The following is a 17756-nucleotide window of genomic DNA, read 5'->3' as shown; positions in this document are numbered from 1 at the left end:
GCAGCATTCCTCCTATCGTTCTCCCTCGTAATACACAAAGCGGTTGGAAACTTTCATCAGAATCAGGGTGACCAGCGAGATCACGGCAAACAGGAAAATCGACTGCGTCATCGCCATGCTAAACTTCAAATCGGTAAAGGCGGACTTGTAAATGTTGTAGACAAACGTATAAGCAGAATAATTCGGCCCACCCTTGGATAGCAGCAATGCTTCCGTAAACATCTGAAAGTTATACATCGTCTGAATAATGATGACAAACAGAATGGAAGGACTAATCATCGGCAAGGTGATGCGGAAAAATCGCCGAATGCCGCTTGCCCCGTCGATGGCCGCCGCTTCGTACAGATGCCTGGGAACATTCTTGAGGGCGGCAAGGAAGATCAGCACCCCGCTGCCGGAGATCCAGACCTGAAGCAGGATAATGACAGGCTTAATGGTATGCTCTCCGCCGATCCAGTCAATCTTGCCCAGACCGAGAGCACCAAGTCCGGCATTCAATATGCCGAATTCCGAATTGAATACCAGCCGCCAGATAATGACCGTTGCTACGATCGGCACCAGCGTCGGGAGATAAAAGAAGGTTCGGAACAGCGCGATCCCTTTGACATTAAAATTAAGCAGCATCGCCAGACCAAGCATGCCGGCCGTGACGATGGGAACACCGAATACAACAAAATACATCGTGTTCAGCAGACTTTTCAAAAAGATCGGATCATCCATCATGTGCGTAAAATTATCAAAACCGACAAAGTTGAAATTGGTTGCTCCGGGAAGTCTGGCATCCGTAAATGCGTAAAATACGGATGTTCCAAAAGGAAACAGGAAAAAGGTGATAAAGCCTATGATCCAAGGCAAAATGAAGAGAAAGAACAGCAGTGTGTCATATTTTCTCAATCTGTTCATGATGACACCCCTCAGCCTGTAATTTCTTCTAAATACACATACCGTTCTTCCACGATGGATTTCTCTGCCGCGAGGGCAATCAACAAAGCGTTACGGCCAACCTGCGCACTAGCAAAAGGCGATTTGCCTTCCTGCACACATTTCAGAAAATCAATTCGCTGGGTCTGCCCCCCTGTGTGTCCGCCCATGATGGAATCGGAGGTCACATCAATGTCCAGGTGATCTCGGGTCCAGTCCTGACCGCCGACGATATCAATGGTCTTGTCATTACGGGCAACCATCTGGCCGCCATTCTCCCCGATCAGACCAATCTCAAGTCCCTCCCCCATCAGATTGCGGGGTTTCAGATACATGCACAGACCAAGATTGGCCTTGCTGCCATTATCATAATCAATGGTGATAAACGCATGGTCCACAATTGAGGTATCGGAAATCTGTTTGGCCGGATAATGACTGTAGGAGTTCTCAATCCGGTTGGGCTCGCCCTGCTTCATGACATGCTGTCCACCCGAGGCAAAAACACGGACAGGGTTCGCCTGGATCATCCAGTTGAAAATATCAAAGTGATGGCAATCCTTCTCTACGATGGCTCCGCCAGACTTGGATTTGTCATAGAACCAATCTGCCGGTGGAAACGGATCACGGAATTCCTTGCACCACATCATCTTCACATCGCCAAGACGCCCACTCTCCAGCTCTCTCGCCATCCGGCGATACAGATTGGAATATCGATACACAAGTCCGATCTGCAAAACACGTCCAGCATTTTCGGCTGCCTGGATAATGGCATCACAATCCTCAATCGTATGAGCAACCGGCTTCTCAAGGAATACGTGCTTGCCAGCTTCCAAAAAGGCAACCGCCACTTCACGGTGCAAATAGTTGGGTACACTGATGACCACCGCGTCCAAATCCTCTTTATGCAGCAATTCACGATAATCCTTCAATACATCAGGGTTGCTGTTCTTAAGTTCAACCAGGGTCCGCACCACATTGGCCTCATTCATATCACAGATATAGCGAACCTCACATTCCTCAAGCAGATCAAAACCGATACAATGGTGCGACCCCATATCCCCCACACCGATAAACGCCATTTTTATCTTCCCCATGCTCACACACTCCGTTGCTCTTAATTTTGCGGCAAATGCCATCCTGCAATTCTGATGTAAAGAAACCTTACAGGATTACGAATATGTAACGATAGTAAAATAGTTTTTAGTTGTTGTCAATCCATTTTGGCTAAATTTTTATTTTATTTGCGGCAATACAAATTAATAGACAAGTTAAGTGTCCATAAAGATTAATTGTTTGTATAATACGTTATAAAGCGTTTACATTTTAAAGTTATTATTTTATAATTGGATCACCATAACTAAAAATTGCGGCAAAAATATTTCAGTACAGATGATCTCTACAACAAACACTACGCATTTTCCTTACAATAAGACACAAAAAAACAGATAAATTTTGGAAAATTTTCTGTTGTATCTCGCCATTACATCCCCTATAATGCAATTTATACGCGGAAAACAACACAGAGAACCACACTTTTAATTTGCCGCAAAAATTTATCCCGACTCAGAAAATGCAATTCCCTACAATAGCTACCATGATATTTACATAATACGTTATTATCTTGCGATATTTGCGAACAGGAAGGAGATGAACAGAAGAAGTAACCCTCCCTTATCGTGAATGATCCATTGAGGAGGAACAGCAATTTCAATACCGGAATTTTCAGAAATTCATTACTCAGGAGGGATTCGATGACAAGATTGTTGGATAGAAGCAAGCTGACTCTTGGACTCTTTTTGACTTTTGTTCTCCTAATCACCTTAATACTGCCTGCTGGAGCAATGCCCAAGGCTGCCGCTGCAGCCGTTACCATTGATGGCAACGTCAGTGATTGGAGCACTGTTGGGACGCTTGCGACCAATAGCGGCACAGCTCAAACGCTCAAACTGACGAATGATGGAACGAACCTCTACCTGCTCGTTCAAGGTTCGGGGCTGAGTACATCGATGGGCAGCTTCTGGATTAATACCGATAACAATACCACAACAGGTTACCAGGCTTCTGGTTGGGGAACGACAGGTGTCGAGTGGCTGCTCGAAAATACAAGCTTATATGCCTACACTGGCAGCGGAAGCGATTGGAGCTGGAATTTTAGCAGCACACTCACCAGTGCACAATTCTATCGCAGTTCTTCAGTGATTGAAGTGGCTATTCCTCTGGCTGCATTGCAGATCAATGCTGGCAGCACGGTCCGGGTCGGTTATATCGACAACAGTTCCGATACATCCAGGCTGCCTGCCGCGGGACAGACGCTGTCCGCTTACCTGCTGACCTCAGGTGGATCGGGTGGCGGTTCGGGTAACAACACGATTGTAAATCCGGTAGAGCTTGACAGCCCGCTCAATAACCCATTCAAAGGCTGGGCACCTTCCGCCAAGAGCACCACTTATGAACAGCCGCACAGGCTCGTGTATGCTGGGGTAACCTGGAAGGAACTTGAGCCTACCAAAGGCACCTATGATTTTAGTGCAATTGAAGCAACCAACAACTTTGCCTATTGGAAAAGCAAGGGCGTCAAAGTGGTGCTGCGCTTCATTCTCGACAGTCCTACAGGCCAGGCTCATCGGGATATTCCCGACTGGCTATACAATGACATGATAAGCCAAGGCATTTCTCCCGGGACGCCATATAACGATACGACCGGGGGGATGGGGGCAGGCAACAACATGGGCTTCTCCCCCAACTACAGTTCTACCTATTTGCAGGAACGGCATAAACTGGCCATAGAGGCCATCGCCGCCAGGTATAACACCAATGATCGGCCGATTGCTTTTATCCAGATTGGTTCCCTTGGACACTGGGGCGAGTTCCATACTTGGCCTTATGTCGGTCCAAATGGTGAAACCAACTACACAGGCGCTTTCCCTACCAATGACATCTCCAACAAGTACGTCCAGCACTACATTGATGCCTTTGCCGGCAAAGAGGACAAAATGCAGGTGCTGATCCGGCGCAGCATTGCTCTGGCCAAAACCAACAATAAAGGCATGGTTATGGGCATGTTCAACGATGTCTTCGGGCATAAAGACAGCTTTGATGCGGATTGGGGATGGTACACGGGCACCCAGAATGGGTACTGGGATGATATCGGTCAGCAGCAGCCTGCACATGCCAACTTCTGGGACACACGAATCTCCGGTGGAGAATTTTACGGGGGAGCTTCCGGCATGCTGGCTTCCTTGACCAGCGGCAGTGGATTCACGGAAACCCTGCGCCAAACCGAGCTCAGCAAGCCTAGCTGGCTGGGGCCGAACTCACCAGCCTCGCTTCCTTTGAACCATGCATTGCAGGCGAATATCGATGCACTCAAGAAAAGAATGGGTTATCACTTTGTTGTGAAGGAAATATCCCATCCTTCCACCATTAGCGGAAACACCTTTACGGCAACAATCCAAGTGGAAAACAAAGGCGTTCAGCATTTCTCTTTTGCCTGGCCTGTTGAGATTCAGCTGCGCAGCGGCAATACAGTGGTTGCCAAGAAAACAACTACCGTCAATCTGACCACATGGAAAACGGGTACCTACACCCTGACCGACTCCATTCCGGTCTCAGGCCTTGCTGCCGGAACCTATGATATCGCGATTGCGATCATTAATCCGGAAACCAACAAGCCTGGTGTGGATTTTGCCAATACAAACCGGCTGACAGACGGTGCCTACAAACTAAGCAGTGTGACGAAATAAACGCGAATGATTTCTCTCATTCAAGAAATAAGCAAAGAGCAGGAAAGAAGGGCATTTATCCCCCCTCCCTGCTCTTCTTTTGTTGTAACGATAAATATTCAATGCTATATAATCCGATGATCCATAGGCAACTATTGCGCTTTCTTGCGCAGCTGGCTGTAATACAGTTCACTGTAAAAACCGCCCTGCTCCAACAGCACATCATGCGAGCCTTGTTCCAGCAGTTGCCCATCCTTCAGCACCAGAATCCGGTCTGCCTGCCGAATCGTGTTCAGCCTGTGGGCAATGACGAAACTGGTACGGCCCTGCATCAGCCGCTGCAGCCCTTCCTGGATTTTGATCTCCGTAACGGTATCGATACTGCTGGTCGCCTCATCCAATACGAGAATGGACGGATCGGCCAAAATGGCCCGGGCAATGGCAAGCAGCTGTTTCTGTCCCTGACTTATGCCGCTTCCATCAGCCTGCAGCACTTTATCGTACCCATCCTTCATGCGCATGATAAACGAATGGGCATTGGCCAGCCTTGAAGCTTCTTCGACTTCCTCGTCTGTTGCATCCAGGCGGCCAAAACGGATATTCTCCCGAATCGTCCCCTGGAACAGGAATGAATCCTGAAGGACAAACGCCATGTGAGAACGCAGATTTTCACGACGAATGGTGGTAATATCCCGGCCATCCACGGTCAGCATGCCCTCAGTCGGATCATAGAAGCGGGACAACAGCTGAATCAAGGTTGTTTTCCCGGCGCCCGTCGGCCCGACCAGCGCAATCATCTCACCCGGTTTCGCCTCAAAGCTAATCTGATGTAATATATTCCGTCCCTCATCATATCCGAAGGAAACCTTATCGAAGCGCACCGCACCCTCAACCTTTTCCAGAGATACTGCAGCCCCTTCATCCTTCGCTTCTTCATCCTCGTCCAACACTTCGAAAACCCGCTCAGCCCCGGCAATGGCGGACAGCAGCGTATTCCACTGGTTCGCCAGGTCATTGAGCGGACGCGTAAACTGACGAGCATACTCCACAAAGATGATAATTACCCCAACTGTAACAGTACCCTGGATGGCCAAAATACCACCGATCCCTGCAACGATTGCAAAGCTCAGGTTATTCAATCCATTCATCAGTTTGGGGATAAAACCGGAAATGGTCTGTGCCCAAAAACCGGATACCCGAATTCGGGTATTCCGCTCTTCGAATCCGCGAACCACCCGCTCCTCCTGGGAAAAGGCCTTGATAATTCGTTGTCCGGACAAGGTCTCCTCGATATACCCGTTAAGTTCACCCAGGTTACGCTGACGTTCTTTGAAGAGCGGTCCGGTTCTGCGTGTAATCCAGCGCATGCCAATCGCCATCAGCGGTACGACGATAAACGTCAGCAAGGTCAGCAATGGACTTAACCAGAGCATCACGCCAAACGTTCCAAGCAGCGTCAACACACTGGAGAAAATCTGAATGGCCGAGCTGTTCAGCGTCCCGCTGACATTCTCAATGTCATTGGTGACCCGACTCATAATCTCACCCTGCTGACGCTTGCCGAAAAATGGAATTGGCAGCTTGTGCAGATGGGAGAACAGATCGTAACGCATCCGGAAGATGGTCTCCTGCGCGATTTCAATCATCCATATATTTTGCAGCCAGGAGGTGAGCGAGAACAGCACATACACCGCTGCAAGACCCAGCAGAAACGTCATCCAGCTGGAGCTTGTCGCTTCTCCATCCATATAATTGTCCACGGCCACACCGACCATGTACGGACCAAGCAAAGCCAGAGCGGAACTGGCAAATACCATCAGCAGCACCAGCGTCAGCTTCACTTTGCGGCGGGCCAGATACGTCCAGATCCGGCCCAGTGTGCCGGACCAGTTCTTGGCCCGCGCCTTCGGCTTGCGGCCACCACCTTCTTTTAGCGCTTTGGGATCAAGTGGCGGCGGGGGCTGACGGAAAGGTTCAATGAACGCTTTGAACATGTGGTGTACCCTCCCCGTATTGTGATCCGTAGATTCGGCGATACAGCTCGGACGAATCCATCAGGTCTTCGTGTTTGCCTTGTCCAATCAATCGCCCATCATCCAGCAGCAAAATCAGATCCGCAGAGGTGGTTGAGCTGATCTTCTGGGTGATAATAAACGTTGTACAGGACAGTTCTTCCAGGGCGTCCAGCAACCTCGCTTCAGTCGCCACATCGAGTGCACTCGTGCTGTCATCCAAAATCAAAATACTCGGGCGGCGAATCAATGCACGTGCAATGGACAGACGCTGCTTCTGGCCACCTGACAAGTTAACCCCGCGCTGGCCCAACTGAGTGTCATATCCATTCGGGAGTTTCTCAATCGTGTCATGAATCTGGGCACGCTTCGCGGCTTCCTTAATCTCTTCCAGTGTTGCATCTTCCCGTCCCCAGGCAATATTATCTCTCACTGAACCCGTGAAAAGGATAACTTCCTGCGGTACATAACCAATTGCTCCTCGCAATGTGGGAATGTCCAGTTGATTTGCATCGGTGCCATCAATCAACACCCTGCCCCGTTCCTCGGTATACAGCCTTGGAATAAGCTGTACGAGTGAGGATTTACCTGAACCTGTCGCTCCCATAATGGCGATGCGATCTCCTCGCTTGGCGGAGAACGTGATATCCTCCAGGACCGTAATATCACTGTTTGGATAGCTGAACCCTACACCTTGGAATTCAACTGCACCCTGAACAGCTTTAGGCCGTTTACTCTTCTCTCCAGAACCCATATTGTGTGCTGAAGATGTCTCCTGAGCAGTCTCCGAGGTATCCACTGTGTCAAACACTTCGTTAATCCGCTGCGCCGAAGCACTGGCTCTTGAGAATGTCACCAGAATCCAGGACAACGCAGACATGGCACCAATGGTGCGGAGCAAATAGTTGATGACCGCAACCACTTCACCGACGCTTGCATTGCCGGTGGAGATGTCGCGCCGTCCAAACCAGAGGACGGCGATGATGCAGCCATTCATCATGAGCAGCATGAATGGCATGGTCGTCTCCGTCAGGCGCAGCGCGGAGATTGTGCCCTTCATCAGCTTGCCGCTGAATCCGGCAAAGCGCTCAATCTCATGGCCCATCCGGACGAACACCCGGATCAGCCGAATGCCTGTCAGATTTTCCTGGATGACTCCATTGACGGCATCCAGTCTGCGCTGCACATTGCGGAACAGCAGCGCGGCCTTTTTGATCATCCAGATGACAAATACGAGCAGTACAGGGACCATTACCACCAGCAGCAGCCCCAACCTTGGATTCACGACAACGGCCATAATCATGCTTCCGATCACCACGAGCGGCACGCGGGTCATGAACCGCAGACTCATAAATACCGTATCCTGCACCTGGGTTACATCTCCGGTTAATCGGGTAATCAGCGATGACGTGGCAAAGCGGTTAAATACCGCATACGAGAGCGCTTGCACTTTGTCATACAGCTTCTCCCGCAGATCGAATCCGAACCCCAAACTCGCATGTGATGCAAAAAACGAACTGGCAATTCCGGCCGCAAATGCCACTACGGCACTGCCGACGAGAACGCCGCCCCATAACCAAACGACGGACAGATCGCCTTGCTGGATCCCGTTGTCAATGATTTTGGAGATCAGGTAAGGCTGAGCCAATTCCACCGCGAGCTCAATCAGCATCATGACCAGTGCTGCGATTGCGGCAACCCGATACTTCTTCAAGTAGTACAACAGCTTGATCATTACCATTCCTCCGGCCCCGGAGCGCTTGATAACCGTGACTCATTTTTGTGTCTACGCAGCCAGCTCCGTTAGTCTCTTTCTTTAACTCTATGTAAAATTTCACGTAACCAATACGATTATTATATCGCATTTTACTCGTTCAAATCGTTAATATCTTCTTTCCTTTTCATTATTAACCTGAAATGAACAAGAGGATATCCATTCAGGACAAAAAAACCTGGGCAGCACCCCAGGCTTAATCATTAACTTTAATTAAAATTGATTCCTATCAAAACTGATCAAGAACTGATCCAGAGATTCCATTCACTCCGACTTCTTAAAATCCGCCTGCTGCTGTTCATAGATTTCATAGAAATCATCCCAGACCAGAACATTATCCTTCTCCTTGTTCCACCAGTCCTTGTACCATGTTTCAATCTCCGGTCCGCCGCCTTGTTCCCACTTCTGCTGTGCTTCCTCAGCAGCCTGTTCAACCGTATACTTGCTGCCGCCAATGATGGAACGGGTGAAAATATCGTTGATGGCTGTCGTCACATTGGTGAGCTTCACCTGGAGCTCCTTGGGCAGCTGCGGCATATGTTCCGAATGGGTCACTCCCTCGCCCACCGGAAGATCCGTCATGTATACTTCCCGAGCTTCTTTGAAAAGGCGAAGCCCTTCCTTCTGGGACGGAATCTCCTCGCTGAACAGCATTTCAGTATATCCGCATTTGCCTTCCTCCAGGCGACTGTACATCATGGCATAGTCCCCTGCCCAGCTGATCTCCTGCTTGTATTTCTCCTGATCCGAGATGCGCGGGCAGCCTTGATCATTCAGGGTGTAGTGTGTGCCTTCAAATCCATTTTTGAAGGTTCGGCCCGTCTCTGTTTTGGTCAGAAAATCGATATATTGCATGACCGCTTCCGGATTTTTGGCGCGTGCATTCACGACCGCAGTCATCTGCACCGGGTTGTTCCATACCATCGTGTACTGACCTACCGAAGTGGTTGGCAGAGCAATGACTTTTAATTTGGCCTCCGGAACATTCTGCATCAGCGTATCCAATTCCTTGGCCGCAAATCCCGTATAATCCGAAGTCATGGCGGCATACATGCCGATTTTGCCATTCAGGAAATCCTGCTTCGCCTTGGCGCCGTCCTTGTCGGTCAGAAAATCCTTATCTACCACGCCTGCTTCATACAAGGCACGTTTAAATGCGGTCGCTTCCTTCATGTGATTGGGGCCGACCACAATCTCCCCATCCTCCACGTTGACCCAGTTGGCGTTGAACATATATCGGAACAGCCCCGCTGTATCCCCAAATTGAAACCCGCCGATGCCATATGTATCATCCGCTCCGTTCCCATCGGGGTCATTTTCCGTGAAGGCCTTGGCCACAGCCAGCATCTCTTCCTCGCTCGTCGGTACCTCCAGATTCAGCTTCTCCAGCCAATCTTCCCGGATGAAAAAGCTCGTCAGCGGAAACACCTCGTTCATGCGGCCAACTTCATATAACTTGCCATCGCTTTTGATGCCGGCCTTCTTCAACTGGGGATATTTCTCCATCAGCGCTTTGTACTCCACGCTGGAGTTCTCGATCAACTCATCCAGCGGCATCAGCTGTTTTTGATTAAACAGCGTATTGCGGATGGGCGTTCCGAATTCGAAAATGACATCCGGCGCGCTGCCTGAAGCAAATAGTACATTAAGCTTGGATTGGGATTCCCAGCGGGGAACTGCAGTATACTTTACATTGGCCGGACCGTTCTCATTGATCCACTTGGACCACATGTTGTCTTCGATCGTGCCCATGCCGCTCGGGACAGCACCCCGATCATAGATCGTTGACGTGATATTCCCCCTGCCGCTTTCACCTTCAGCCTTCTCGCTGCCGCCGCTTCCCCCTGTGCATCCGGCCAGTATTCCGCCAACCAAGCCCAGAACGAGACCCGACTTCATCCATGTCTTCTTCGTTAACGCCATAGATAAGACCCTCTTTCTCTCCTGTAATATGAACCCACACGGTATAACTCACAGCCAGTCTTAACCTTTGATCGAGCCAAGCATGACCCCTTTGACAAAATACTTCTGCAGGAACGGATATACCGCCAAAATGGGAATGACCATCACGATAACCGCTGCTGCCCGGATGCCTTCCGGCGTCAGATTGGAAATCATCGTTGGGTCAGTAAAATCCTGTACATTCAGGTTGGACATAATCATATTCTGGACCAGCACAGTCATGTTGTATTTGGACGTATCATTGATATAAATCATCACACTCATGAATGAATTCCAGTACCCCACACCGTAAAAGAGGGCAATCGTCGCCAGCAAAGGCTTGGATAGTGGCAGCACAATTCGAAACAGCAGCCCCAGCTCACCACAGCCGTCGATGCGAGCGGCCTCGTCCACTTCACCAGGCAGGTTTTCAAAATAGGACCGCATGATCAGCATGTTATACGTGCTCACCAAACCTGGCAGCCAGAGTGCCCCATAACTGTTCACAAGACCGAGATTCTGCACGACCAAGTAAGTCGGAATGAGTCCGCCGTTAAAAATCATCGTGAACACCATCGCCATCGTAAAAAAGCGGCGGTGGTAAAAATGCCTGCGTGACAGCGGATATGCCGCCATAATTGTTACCGCCATGCTCAGCCCTGTACCGATCAATGTGATCTCCACACTGTTCCAGAACGCATTCAGAATTGGCGTTCCCGTAATCAGGCTGTGGTAGGAGAACCAGGTGAAGTCAACCGGCCATAACCCCACGTTGCCGGAAACGACGGCGCGCGCATCACTGAATGACAAGGCAATAATATTCAGGAGGGGCAGGATACAGCTGACGGCAACCAATGTTAACAATAGATAATTGATCAGATAAAAGACTTTTTCTCCTCTGGTTTTTCTCATGCTGTTCTCCCTCCCTACCACAGACCTTCGTTAAATCGGCGTGCGATATAATTCGCACAGAAAATGAGAATAAATGCGACCAATGATTCGAACAATCCCATCGCCGTCGTCAGGCTGAACTGTGCTCCCTGAAGACCCGTGCGGTAAATATACGTACTGATGACATCCGCCACCTCGTTGACATTGGAATTCTGAAGCATATAGACCTGGTCGAACCCAACCTCCATCACCCGTCCCATCGACAGAATGAGCAGCAGAATAATGGTGGAGCGTATGCCCGGAAGTGTTACATGCCAGATCTGCCGCAGCTTGCTCGCCCCGTCCATCTGTGCAGCCTCATACTGGCTCGGATCAATGGTCGTTAGTGCCGCCAGAAAAATGATGGCATTGAAGCCCATGTCCTTCCAGATTCCCGAGCCGACAAACACGGCAATCCATGAGCCCTTGTTGTACATGAACGGATAAGGAGCTCCCGTCCATGCTTCGACCCAGCGGTTTACGATTCCATTTTCCAAGGAGAAGACGGTCATGATCATCATCGCAATAATGACCCAGGAGAAGAAGTGCGGCATGTAGACCACGGTCTGCACCGTCCGCTTGAAGGCCATGTTTCGCACCTCATTCAGCATAATGGCCAGGATGATCGGAATGGGAAAGCCTACGATGATGCTTAGCAAACTGAGAAACAAGGTGTTACGGATAATCTCCACCGTCCGTGGATCGCTAAATAGTGTCTCGAAATGCTGAAAGCCTACCCAGGGACTGTGCCAGAGCCCGTCATAGAAGTTATAATCCTTGAAGGCCATGACCAGGCCTCCGATCGGTGCATAACGAAAGGTAAGGTAAAACAGAATGACCGGAATAAACATCAATATTAACGGAATATTGGTCTTGAACCTTCGCAGCCGCTGCTGACGGAGCCGATGTTTGATTTCGCTGTCCGGCGGTTGTAATCCAGACGGCGTTCCTGCGGCCAGTTCCCCCTTCATGTTCATCACTCCTCTCTGCCTGCTGATGTACTATAGTTGTATTTTAGATAAAAATGTAAGCGCAAACATTTGTTATTTAACGATTCTTTTTTAAATTTCTACACAAAAATAACCCCACATGGTGGGGCTCTCCCTGGAAACGTGACTTATAAAAAAATAAACTCTCTTTAACTTTGGCTACAAACCAGATAAAGGCTGATGGCTATTCGCTGTTACTTCCATTCGGCTGCTTGCGGTATTCGCGGGGCGACAATCCTGTCATCTGTTTGAATACGGTTGTAAAGTAGCTGGAGTTATCGAACCCGGTCTGTTCCGCTATGTCCGCCATGCTCTGCCGGGTGCTGTGCAGCAGCAGCTTCGCCTTCTCGATCCGGCGTTTGCTAACATACTGGCTAAAGCCCTGTCCGGTCTCCTTTTTGAACAAATGGCTTAAGTAGTTGGGGGTCACATGAACATGGGCAGCCACGGCCTGCAGCGTGCAAGTCCTGGAATAGTTCATATCAATATACTGAATGACACGTGTAATTACATGATCCTGCTGTTCCTGTGTGTGCCGCATCATCATGTCCAACCATTCTTCGCTTTTGCAGCGGGCCCAGGCAATGGCTTCAGGAACGGTATGAATCCAGAGCAGCGGATCTGGACCAAATTGGTCAAAGCCTCCCGACTCCTGCGGCTGCAGCTGCTGTATAAGCAGGTCCGTCATGACCTTCATGAGCACATGAATTTCGGCCTTGCATTGCGGCAGCGGCATTCCGGAGGCTTCATCCAGTAATCCCTCCAGCCGAATAATCATCTCCCCGAATTGCTGGCCCAGCAGCAGCGAAGTCAGTTCCTCGCGCAGTCTCTCTGTCCGGTCCACCTGGCTGTATTGTTCCCTGATCCGGATGTCGGACTGTTTCCGGCGATACCGTTCATGGGCCTTGCGCAGCACCTGACACGCTTCATCAAGGGAAAATGGCTTCAGCAAAAATTCAATCGCCCCATAACGGATGGCACGCTGTGCATATTCAAACTCACGATACCCGGTCAAAATGATAATCATGATGTCCTGTCCGCTCTCGTGTATGCGTTCGGCCAAATCCAGGCCATCCATCACAGGCATGTTGATATCCGTAATAATCAGATCAGGTGTACAGCTGTTCACTGCCTGTATTGCTTCTTCTCCGTCTGCAGCTTCACCAACGACCTCCCAGCCAAGGGGATTGTTGCGAACCAGATGAATCAATCCCTGACGAAATAACGCTTCATCATCTACCACGAGCATTCGTCCATTCACTGAACCTTCCCCTCTCTGCCATCCGAATTCCCAGGCATGACTCCCTCTCCGAGCTGATATGGCAAACGAAGACGTACAAGCGTCCCCTGGTTTACAGCCGACTCGATCTGGACACCATAGGGTTCGCCGTGAATCAGCTCAATTCGTCTAAGTACACTTCTCATGCCAATGTGCTGACGCTCCTCATCCGCATGCGCCACCGGCTCCATAATGCGTTCAATGACCGATGTGTCCATGCCGCAGCCGTTATCTGAAATTTCGATGATGAGCATGTCCGATTCGGCCTCATTTCCCGATGGCTGCGAAGCCCGAATCTCCAAGATCCGGTTATCCCTTTTATCAGCAAAGGCATGAACAAAAACATTTTCCACGATGGGTTGGAGCAGTAATCGGATCACCTGACAACGAAGCAATTCCGCAGGAACAGAAATTTCAATCGACAATGCTTCCTGATACCGTGCCTGCTGAATCTGCAGGTAATGATCAATTTGCGTCATTTCATCCTGAAGTGTCGTTAGTCGCTGCACCGGTTCCAACGTATATTGCAGCATCTCGGACAAGGCTGTGACCAGGCGAGCCGATTTCTCATCGCCCAGCATATAGAACTTCCAGAAAAACATGCTAAGTGTGTTATACAGAAAATGAGGGTTCAGCTGGGCTTGAATGGCCTTGAGCTCGGCTTCCTTTTCACTGAGTTCCCGCTCGTATACCTCATGAATCAGCGTATCGATCCGGGATGCCATCGCATTGAACCGTTCACCGATGAAGCCCAGTTCATCCTTGGTCTCAATTCGGACCCTTGTATCAAACCGCCCATCACGCACTCTCTTCATTGCGTTGACCAGGCTCGCCAGCGGACGCAGCAATCTGCCGCTGATGATGGTGATGATAAACCAGGAGCATAATACGCTGGCTGCCGCAGAGAACACGGCAACTTTTACGATGATCTTTCCCTTGTTCTGAATCTGAGCGAGTGATACCTTGCTGACCAGCGTGAAGTGAGCCTTATCCGAGGTTTGTTTGGTATACAAATGGGTGGTTCCCTGCTCATCCCTGATTTCGGTTGCTCCCATGCTCAGCTGTGCAAGCGGCGGCGGGTTTGCATCCTGATTATGAAATGCATATAGAAGATCCCCTTTAGCATCAAACAGATAAACAGCAACCTCATCATTTAGCCGCAGGTCTTTGAGATACGATTCGAACAGCGAGGTATTAAACAGGATTAACATCACTCCGTATGTCTCCAGGTCAACAGAACGCATTAAGCGTCCTGCCAGAATCCAATTGGATTGTTCCTCTTGCAGGAAGGCATCCGGTCCCAGGCGATTCCATACGTATTCGCCGCCCGTTCCTTCCAGTCTATGAACCATCTCTGCCAGATAGGAAGGATCCATCTGTTGAAACGACCCCGCAAAGGCGCCAAGATTGAATATGTTTTCCTTCAGATCATAAATGCGGAGCCCCATAATCTCCGGTGCATCGAGCCGCACCTGGTACAGCTGATCATCCAGTTCATCTTCCAGCTTCATCTGATCATAGGAAGAGATGCCTGCGGCCTGTGCCTTGATGGCATTTTTCACGGAGGGATTCAGTGTGATGTAATCCGTGACTTTGTACATGTCGTTCACCCGGGAATCGAGGCGTGCAAGGATCTGCTCAGCTGTAAGGCTGTACTGCCGACTGACTTCTTCATTGAAAAGAGCAATATGTATGCGATACGTAATCAGTCCTGTAACTCCCGAAATCAATACCGTCGCTGCTGACAAAAACAAGACTAATTTCGTCCTGAATTTAAAGCGTTTACAAAAGTTGATCCACCACATCCTGTACACGCACCTCACCCATATTCCGTCCCCATCTTATCCCTAAAAACATATCACACCCCTGTTTAAAAAAACAGAAAAACCCTGACCCTTGCCTGCAGTGGTCAAAGTTTCTAACTTCCCTCTATTGTGACATCTACAATCGATGTAATTCCTTCTGCAGATGCTCCCGGCGCTCTGCCACATAGGTACGGATCTTTTCCGGTTCACCGTGAAAAACATCAAGGGGCCACTTCACGTAGGGGTCTTGCTCCACCGCTTCACGAATCTGGCTGTGCAATCGATATACAACCGGCATAATCCGCTTCTCTGTAAAAGCGTTCGTCAGATGCTGCTTCATCATTCTCTTATACTGCTGACGAAAAAGGCGAAAGGCCAGCAGCCGTCCTGTAAGTTTATTATAACCCTGGATTCGAACGAGGTTAGGGTTCACTCTCGCTCCGTAACAGTTTCTTCCCCAGGTTCCCTCATAATCCCACGGTAAAATGGCATACTTCCGGGTCTTGATCTTCTCATACCAGGTGTAGTTTTGATGAAAACCATCGAAATTTCCTGTAAGTACAGCACCACTCAACCAGCGCAAATAGTTGTCCGTATCGATTCTCGACTGCAAATAGCGAAGCAATTCCTGTCTGGATTTCGTGTTCAGCTGCTGGATAAAGTTACGGAGCCTCGTGCGGTCCTCGTCCTTACCGCGAATCAGAGTATATCCGGACAGTAGATCGGTGTCTGTTTCATCCGAGTTCGGATCAATCGCAAATCCTGCCTGATCGTTCACTGCATAGAAAATGCTTCGAACAGGTATCTTTCGCTGCCGAAAAAAGAACGATTTAACACCCTCAATTCGCAAATAGACTCCCTTGAGCTGCCCGTTCAGATAAAGTATGCAGTGCTGTGTAGACGGAGCCGGGACACGAATGGATTCAAAAAAACGGAAAGAGAGTGCATTGCGCAGCAGGGAGGGATCATCGTACTCAGCGTTAAAATGGAACGTCCGGCTGGACGTTCGAATCTCAAATGATTTTTTGACATAGCCACGTGTGTGTCCTCCCCGGTATCGAATCCGGATTGGAAGCTGTTTGCCGTCCATCTGCATCGTTCCGTTCACAAACGTATCTGACCAGATGTTCGATGTTAACTGTTGATATTCGTTATCGGACACAGTGATGTGGTAGACAGGTAAAGCCATTTCCATCCGCCTTTCGAAGACCTGTGAGATTGCCCGTAGGCTGTTACACCATCCTATGCAGGAGCACAGCAAGCCGTAAGGGCTGATACACAGTTTATTCATAACACCAACAAGTCAGGCCTTCCGGAATGCGGAATACTCGAGCCATTAATCTATGAACATTGCCTTCTTCTCATAGATTATAGCCAAAATAGTATAGAAATGGTTGTCAGGCTAGTCCCCCCAAATAGCATGTTACATATGATTAAACTACAGACAGACACGAATGACGAATGGAAGGGATCATCAAAACATCCGCCATTTTTGTCCATCTGAACTTATATCACGGAAGGGGAACAACACAATGTCTATGAACGGTCAAGGCATGAGAGGTTTGTTGGGAAGAGAGATTAAGATTAACCGGGGAGGCCCAGATGCCGTACAGGGCACACTGATGGACGTACGCTGGGACTATATGGCGATGAACTGCAAGGAAGGTATTGTCTATGTCAATGAAACTCATGTCAAAAGCATAACAGACACAGGTCGTTCCGGCGGTAACAGAAATGCAGCCATGGGGAACCCGATCCCATCCAACACGTTTTTGGGCGTTATGCAAGCACTCCGCTTCCGTCGTGTTCAGATTAACCGGGGGGGGCCTGAAAAAGTCGAAGGCATCCTGGCCGATGCCAATCAGAACCAGTTAATTATGACTTTGAAAAATCAGGAGATTGTCCGCATTCCCATGCAGCATGTGAAATCCGTATCCCTTGTACGCGGTAGTAACAACAATAATAACAGCAATAACAATAACTCCAACAACAGCAACAACAATGGTAATAATACGAGCCAAGGCAACCAATCTGCTCAAGGCAATCAATCTCGCGGCAATCGTTCCCAAGGTAATCAGGCTGCTCAAGGTAATCAAGCCGCTCAGGGTAACCAATCCCGGGGGAATCGCTCCCAAGGTGCACAGCAAGGTGCTCAAGGCAATCAATCACGCGGTAACCGTTCCCAGGGAGCTCAGGGCAATCGTTCACGCGGCAATCAAGGCAATCAGTCCAAAGGCAACAAGTGTGCGACTTGTTTTGCTATAACTGGTTAATACCAGGAAAAGCAAGGACCTAATTTAATTAAGTCTAACTTTCTATCCGAGGACAGGAATGATGAAGCCAAGTTTTCTGAAACTGTCCCGTTGAGACTCCTACATGCGTT

At 49.3% G+C, this 17756-nt stretch carries 12 protein-coding genes; 2 read left to right on the top strand and 10 right to left on the bottom strand.

What is annotated here, in order from left to right; all coding sequences use genetic code 11:
* Window positions 1-12: 12 nt before the first annotated feature.
* Window positions 13-903 carry a carbohydrate ABC transporter permease gene (locus tag HP552_RS24355; protein WP_175397985.1) on the bottom strand — a complete coding sequence of 297 codons (891 nt, stop codon included), beginning with the start codon at window positions 901-903 and terminating at the stop codon, window positions 13-15.
* A gap of 11 nt (window positions 904-914) precedes the next feature.
* The gene (locus HP552_RS24350) at window positions 915-2015 is read right to left on the bottom strand and encodes a Gfo/Idh/MocA family protein (RefSeq protein ID WP_175397984.1); all 1101 of its coding nucleotides are present in this window, start codon (window positions 2013-2015) and stop codon (window positions 915-917) included.
* A gap of 657 nt (window positions 2016-2672) precedes the next feature.
* Between HP552_RS24350 and HP552_RS24345 the strand changes: the two genes are divergently transcribed.
* On the top strand, window positions 2673-4664 hold the full coding sequence (locus HP552_RS24345) for a DUF4832 domain-containing protein (RefSeq protein WP_175397983.1): 1992 nt from the start codon (window positions 2673-2675) through the stop codon (window positions 4662-4664).
* A gap of 131 nt (window positions 4665-4795) precedes the next feature.
* Here HP552_RS24345 and HP552_RS24340 read toward each other — a convergent pair whose 3' ends face one another.
* The 8 genes from HP552_RS24340 to HP552_RS24305 all read right to left on the bottom strand — a co-directional run bounded on the left by HP552_RS24340 (window position 4796) and on the right by HP552_RS24305 (window position 16562).
* The gene (locus HP552_RS24340; RefSeq protein ID WP_175397982.1) at window positions 4796-6637 is read right to left on the bottom strand and encodes an ABC transporter ATP-binding protein; all 1842 of its coding nucleotides are present in this window, start codon (window positions 6635-6637) and stop codon (window positions 4796-4798) included.
* Window positions 6618-8390 (bottom strand): ABC transporter ATP-binding protein, encoded by a 1773-nt coding sequence (locus HP552_RS24335; protein WP_175397981.1) that lies wholly within the window; start codon window positions 8388-8390, stop codon window positions 6618-6620. Before HP552_RS24335 ends, HP552_RS24340 begins: the two co-directional genes overlap by 20 nt.
* Window positions 8391-8693: 303 nt before the next feature.
* The gene (locus HP552_RS24330; protein ID WP_175397980.1) at window positions 8694-10352 is read right to left on the bottom strand and encodes an extracellular solute-binding protein; all 1659 of its coding nucleotides are present in this window, start codon (window positions 10350-10352) and stop codon (window positions 8694-8696) included.
* 60 nt (window positions 10353-10412) lie between these two features.
* Window positions 10413-11282, bottom strand: coding sequence for a carbohydrate ABC transporter permease (locus tag HP552_RS24325; RefSeq protein WP_175397979.1), 870 nt, complete (start codon window positions 11280-11282; stop codon window positions 10413-10415).
* Between the two features lie 14 nt (window positions 11283-11296).
* On the bottom strand, window positions 11297-12271 hold the full coding sequence (locus HP552_RS24320) for an ABC transporter permease (RefSeq protein ID WP_175397978.1): 975 nt from the start codon (window positions 12269-12271) through the stop codon (window positions 11297-11299).
* 202 nt (window positions 12272-12473) lie between these two features.
* Window positions 12474-13550, bottom strand: a complete 1077-nt coding sequence (locus tag HP552_RS24315; protein ID WP_175397977.1) for a response regulator — start codon at window positions 13548-13550, stop codon at window positions 12474-12476.
* Complete coding sequence (locus HP552_RS24310) at window positions 13547-15322, bottom strand: sensor histidine kinase (RefSeq protein ID WP_175397976.1); 1776 nt, start codon at window positions 15320-15322, stop codon at window positions 13547-13549. The genes HP552_RS24315 and HP552_RS24310 overlap by 4 nt, the downstream gene beginning before the upstream one ends.
* A gap of 187 nt (window positions 15323-15509) precedes the next feature.
* On the bottom strand, window positions 15510-16562 hold the full coding sequence (locus HP552_RS24305; protein ID WP_246311039.1) for a CotH kinase family protein: 1053 nt from the start codon (window positions 16560-16562) through the stop codon (window positions 15510-15512).
* 343 nt (window positions 16563-16905) lie between these two features.
* Between HP552_RS24305 and HP552_RS24300 the strand changes: the two genes are divergently transcribed.
* Complete coding sequence (locus HP552_RS24300) at window positions 16906-17646, top strand: LSm family protein (protein WP_175397974.1); 741 nt, start codon at window positions 16906-16908, stop codon at window positions 17644-17646.
* The last annotated feature ends 110 nt before the right edge of the window (window positions 17647-17756 follow it).

The organism is Paenibacillus xylanilyticus, assembly GCF_013359935.1.
Taxonomy (GTDB): Bacteria; Bacillota; Bacilli; order Paenibacillales; family Paenibacillaceae; genus Paenibacillus; species Paenibacillus xylanilyticus.
The sequence above is the reverse complement of the archived record's forward strand: the minus strand, read 5'-3'. Positions and strand labels throughout refer to the sequence as shown.

Bases quoted from the DNA above. Each gene is read 5' to 3' on its own strand.
- HP552_RS24355 (WP_175397985.1), bottom strand. From the start codon at position 903: ATGAACAGATTGAGAAAATATGACACACTGCTGTTCTTTCTCTTCATT.
- HP552_RS24345 (WP_175397983.1), top strand. From the start codon at position 2,673: ATGACAAGATTGTTGGATAGAAGCAAGCTGACTCTTGGACTCTTTTTG.
- HP552_RS24350 (WP_175397984.1), bottom strand. From the start codon at position 2,015: ATGGGGAAGATAAAAATGGCGTTTATCGGTGTGGGGGATATGGGGTCG.
- HP552_RS24340 (WP_175397982.1), bottom strand. From the start codon at position 6,637: ATGTTCAAAGCGTTCATTGAACCTTTCCGTCAGCCCCCGCCGCCACTT.
- HP552_RS24335 (WP_175397981.1), bottom strand. From the start codon at position 8,390: ATGATCAAGCTGTTGTACTACTTGAAGAAGTATCGGGTTGCCGCAATC.
- HP552_RS24330 (WP_175397980.1), bottom strand. From the start codon at position 10,352: ATGGCGTTAACGAAGAAGACATGGATGAAGTCGGGTCTCGTTCTGGGC.
- HP552_RS24325 (WP_175397979.1), bottom strand. From the start codon at position 11,282: ATGAGAAAAACCAGAGGAGAAAAAGTCTTTTATCTGATCAATTATCTA.
- HP552_RS24300 (WP_175397974.1), top strand. From the start codon at position 16,906: ATGTCTATGAACGGTCAAGGCATGAGAGGTTTGTTGGGAAGAGAGATT.
- HP552_RS24320 (WP_175397978.1), bottom strand. From the start codon at position 12,271: ATGAAGGGGGAACTGGCCGCAGGAACGCCGTCTGGATTACAACCGCCG.
- HP552_RS24305 (WP_246311039.1), bottom strand. From the start codon at position 16,562: ATGGCTTTACCTGTCTACCACATCACTGTGTCCGATAACGAATATCAA.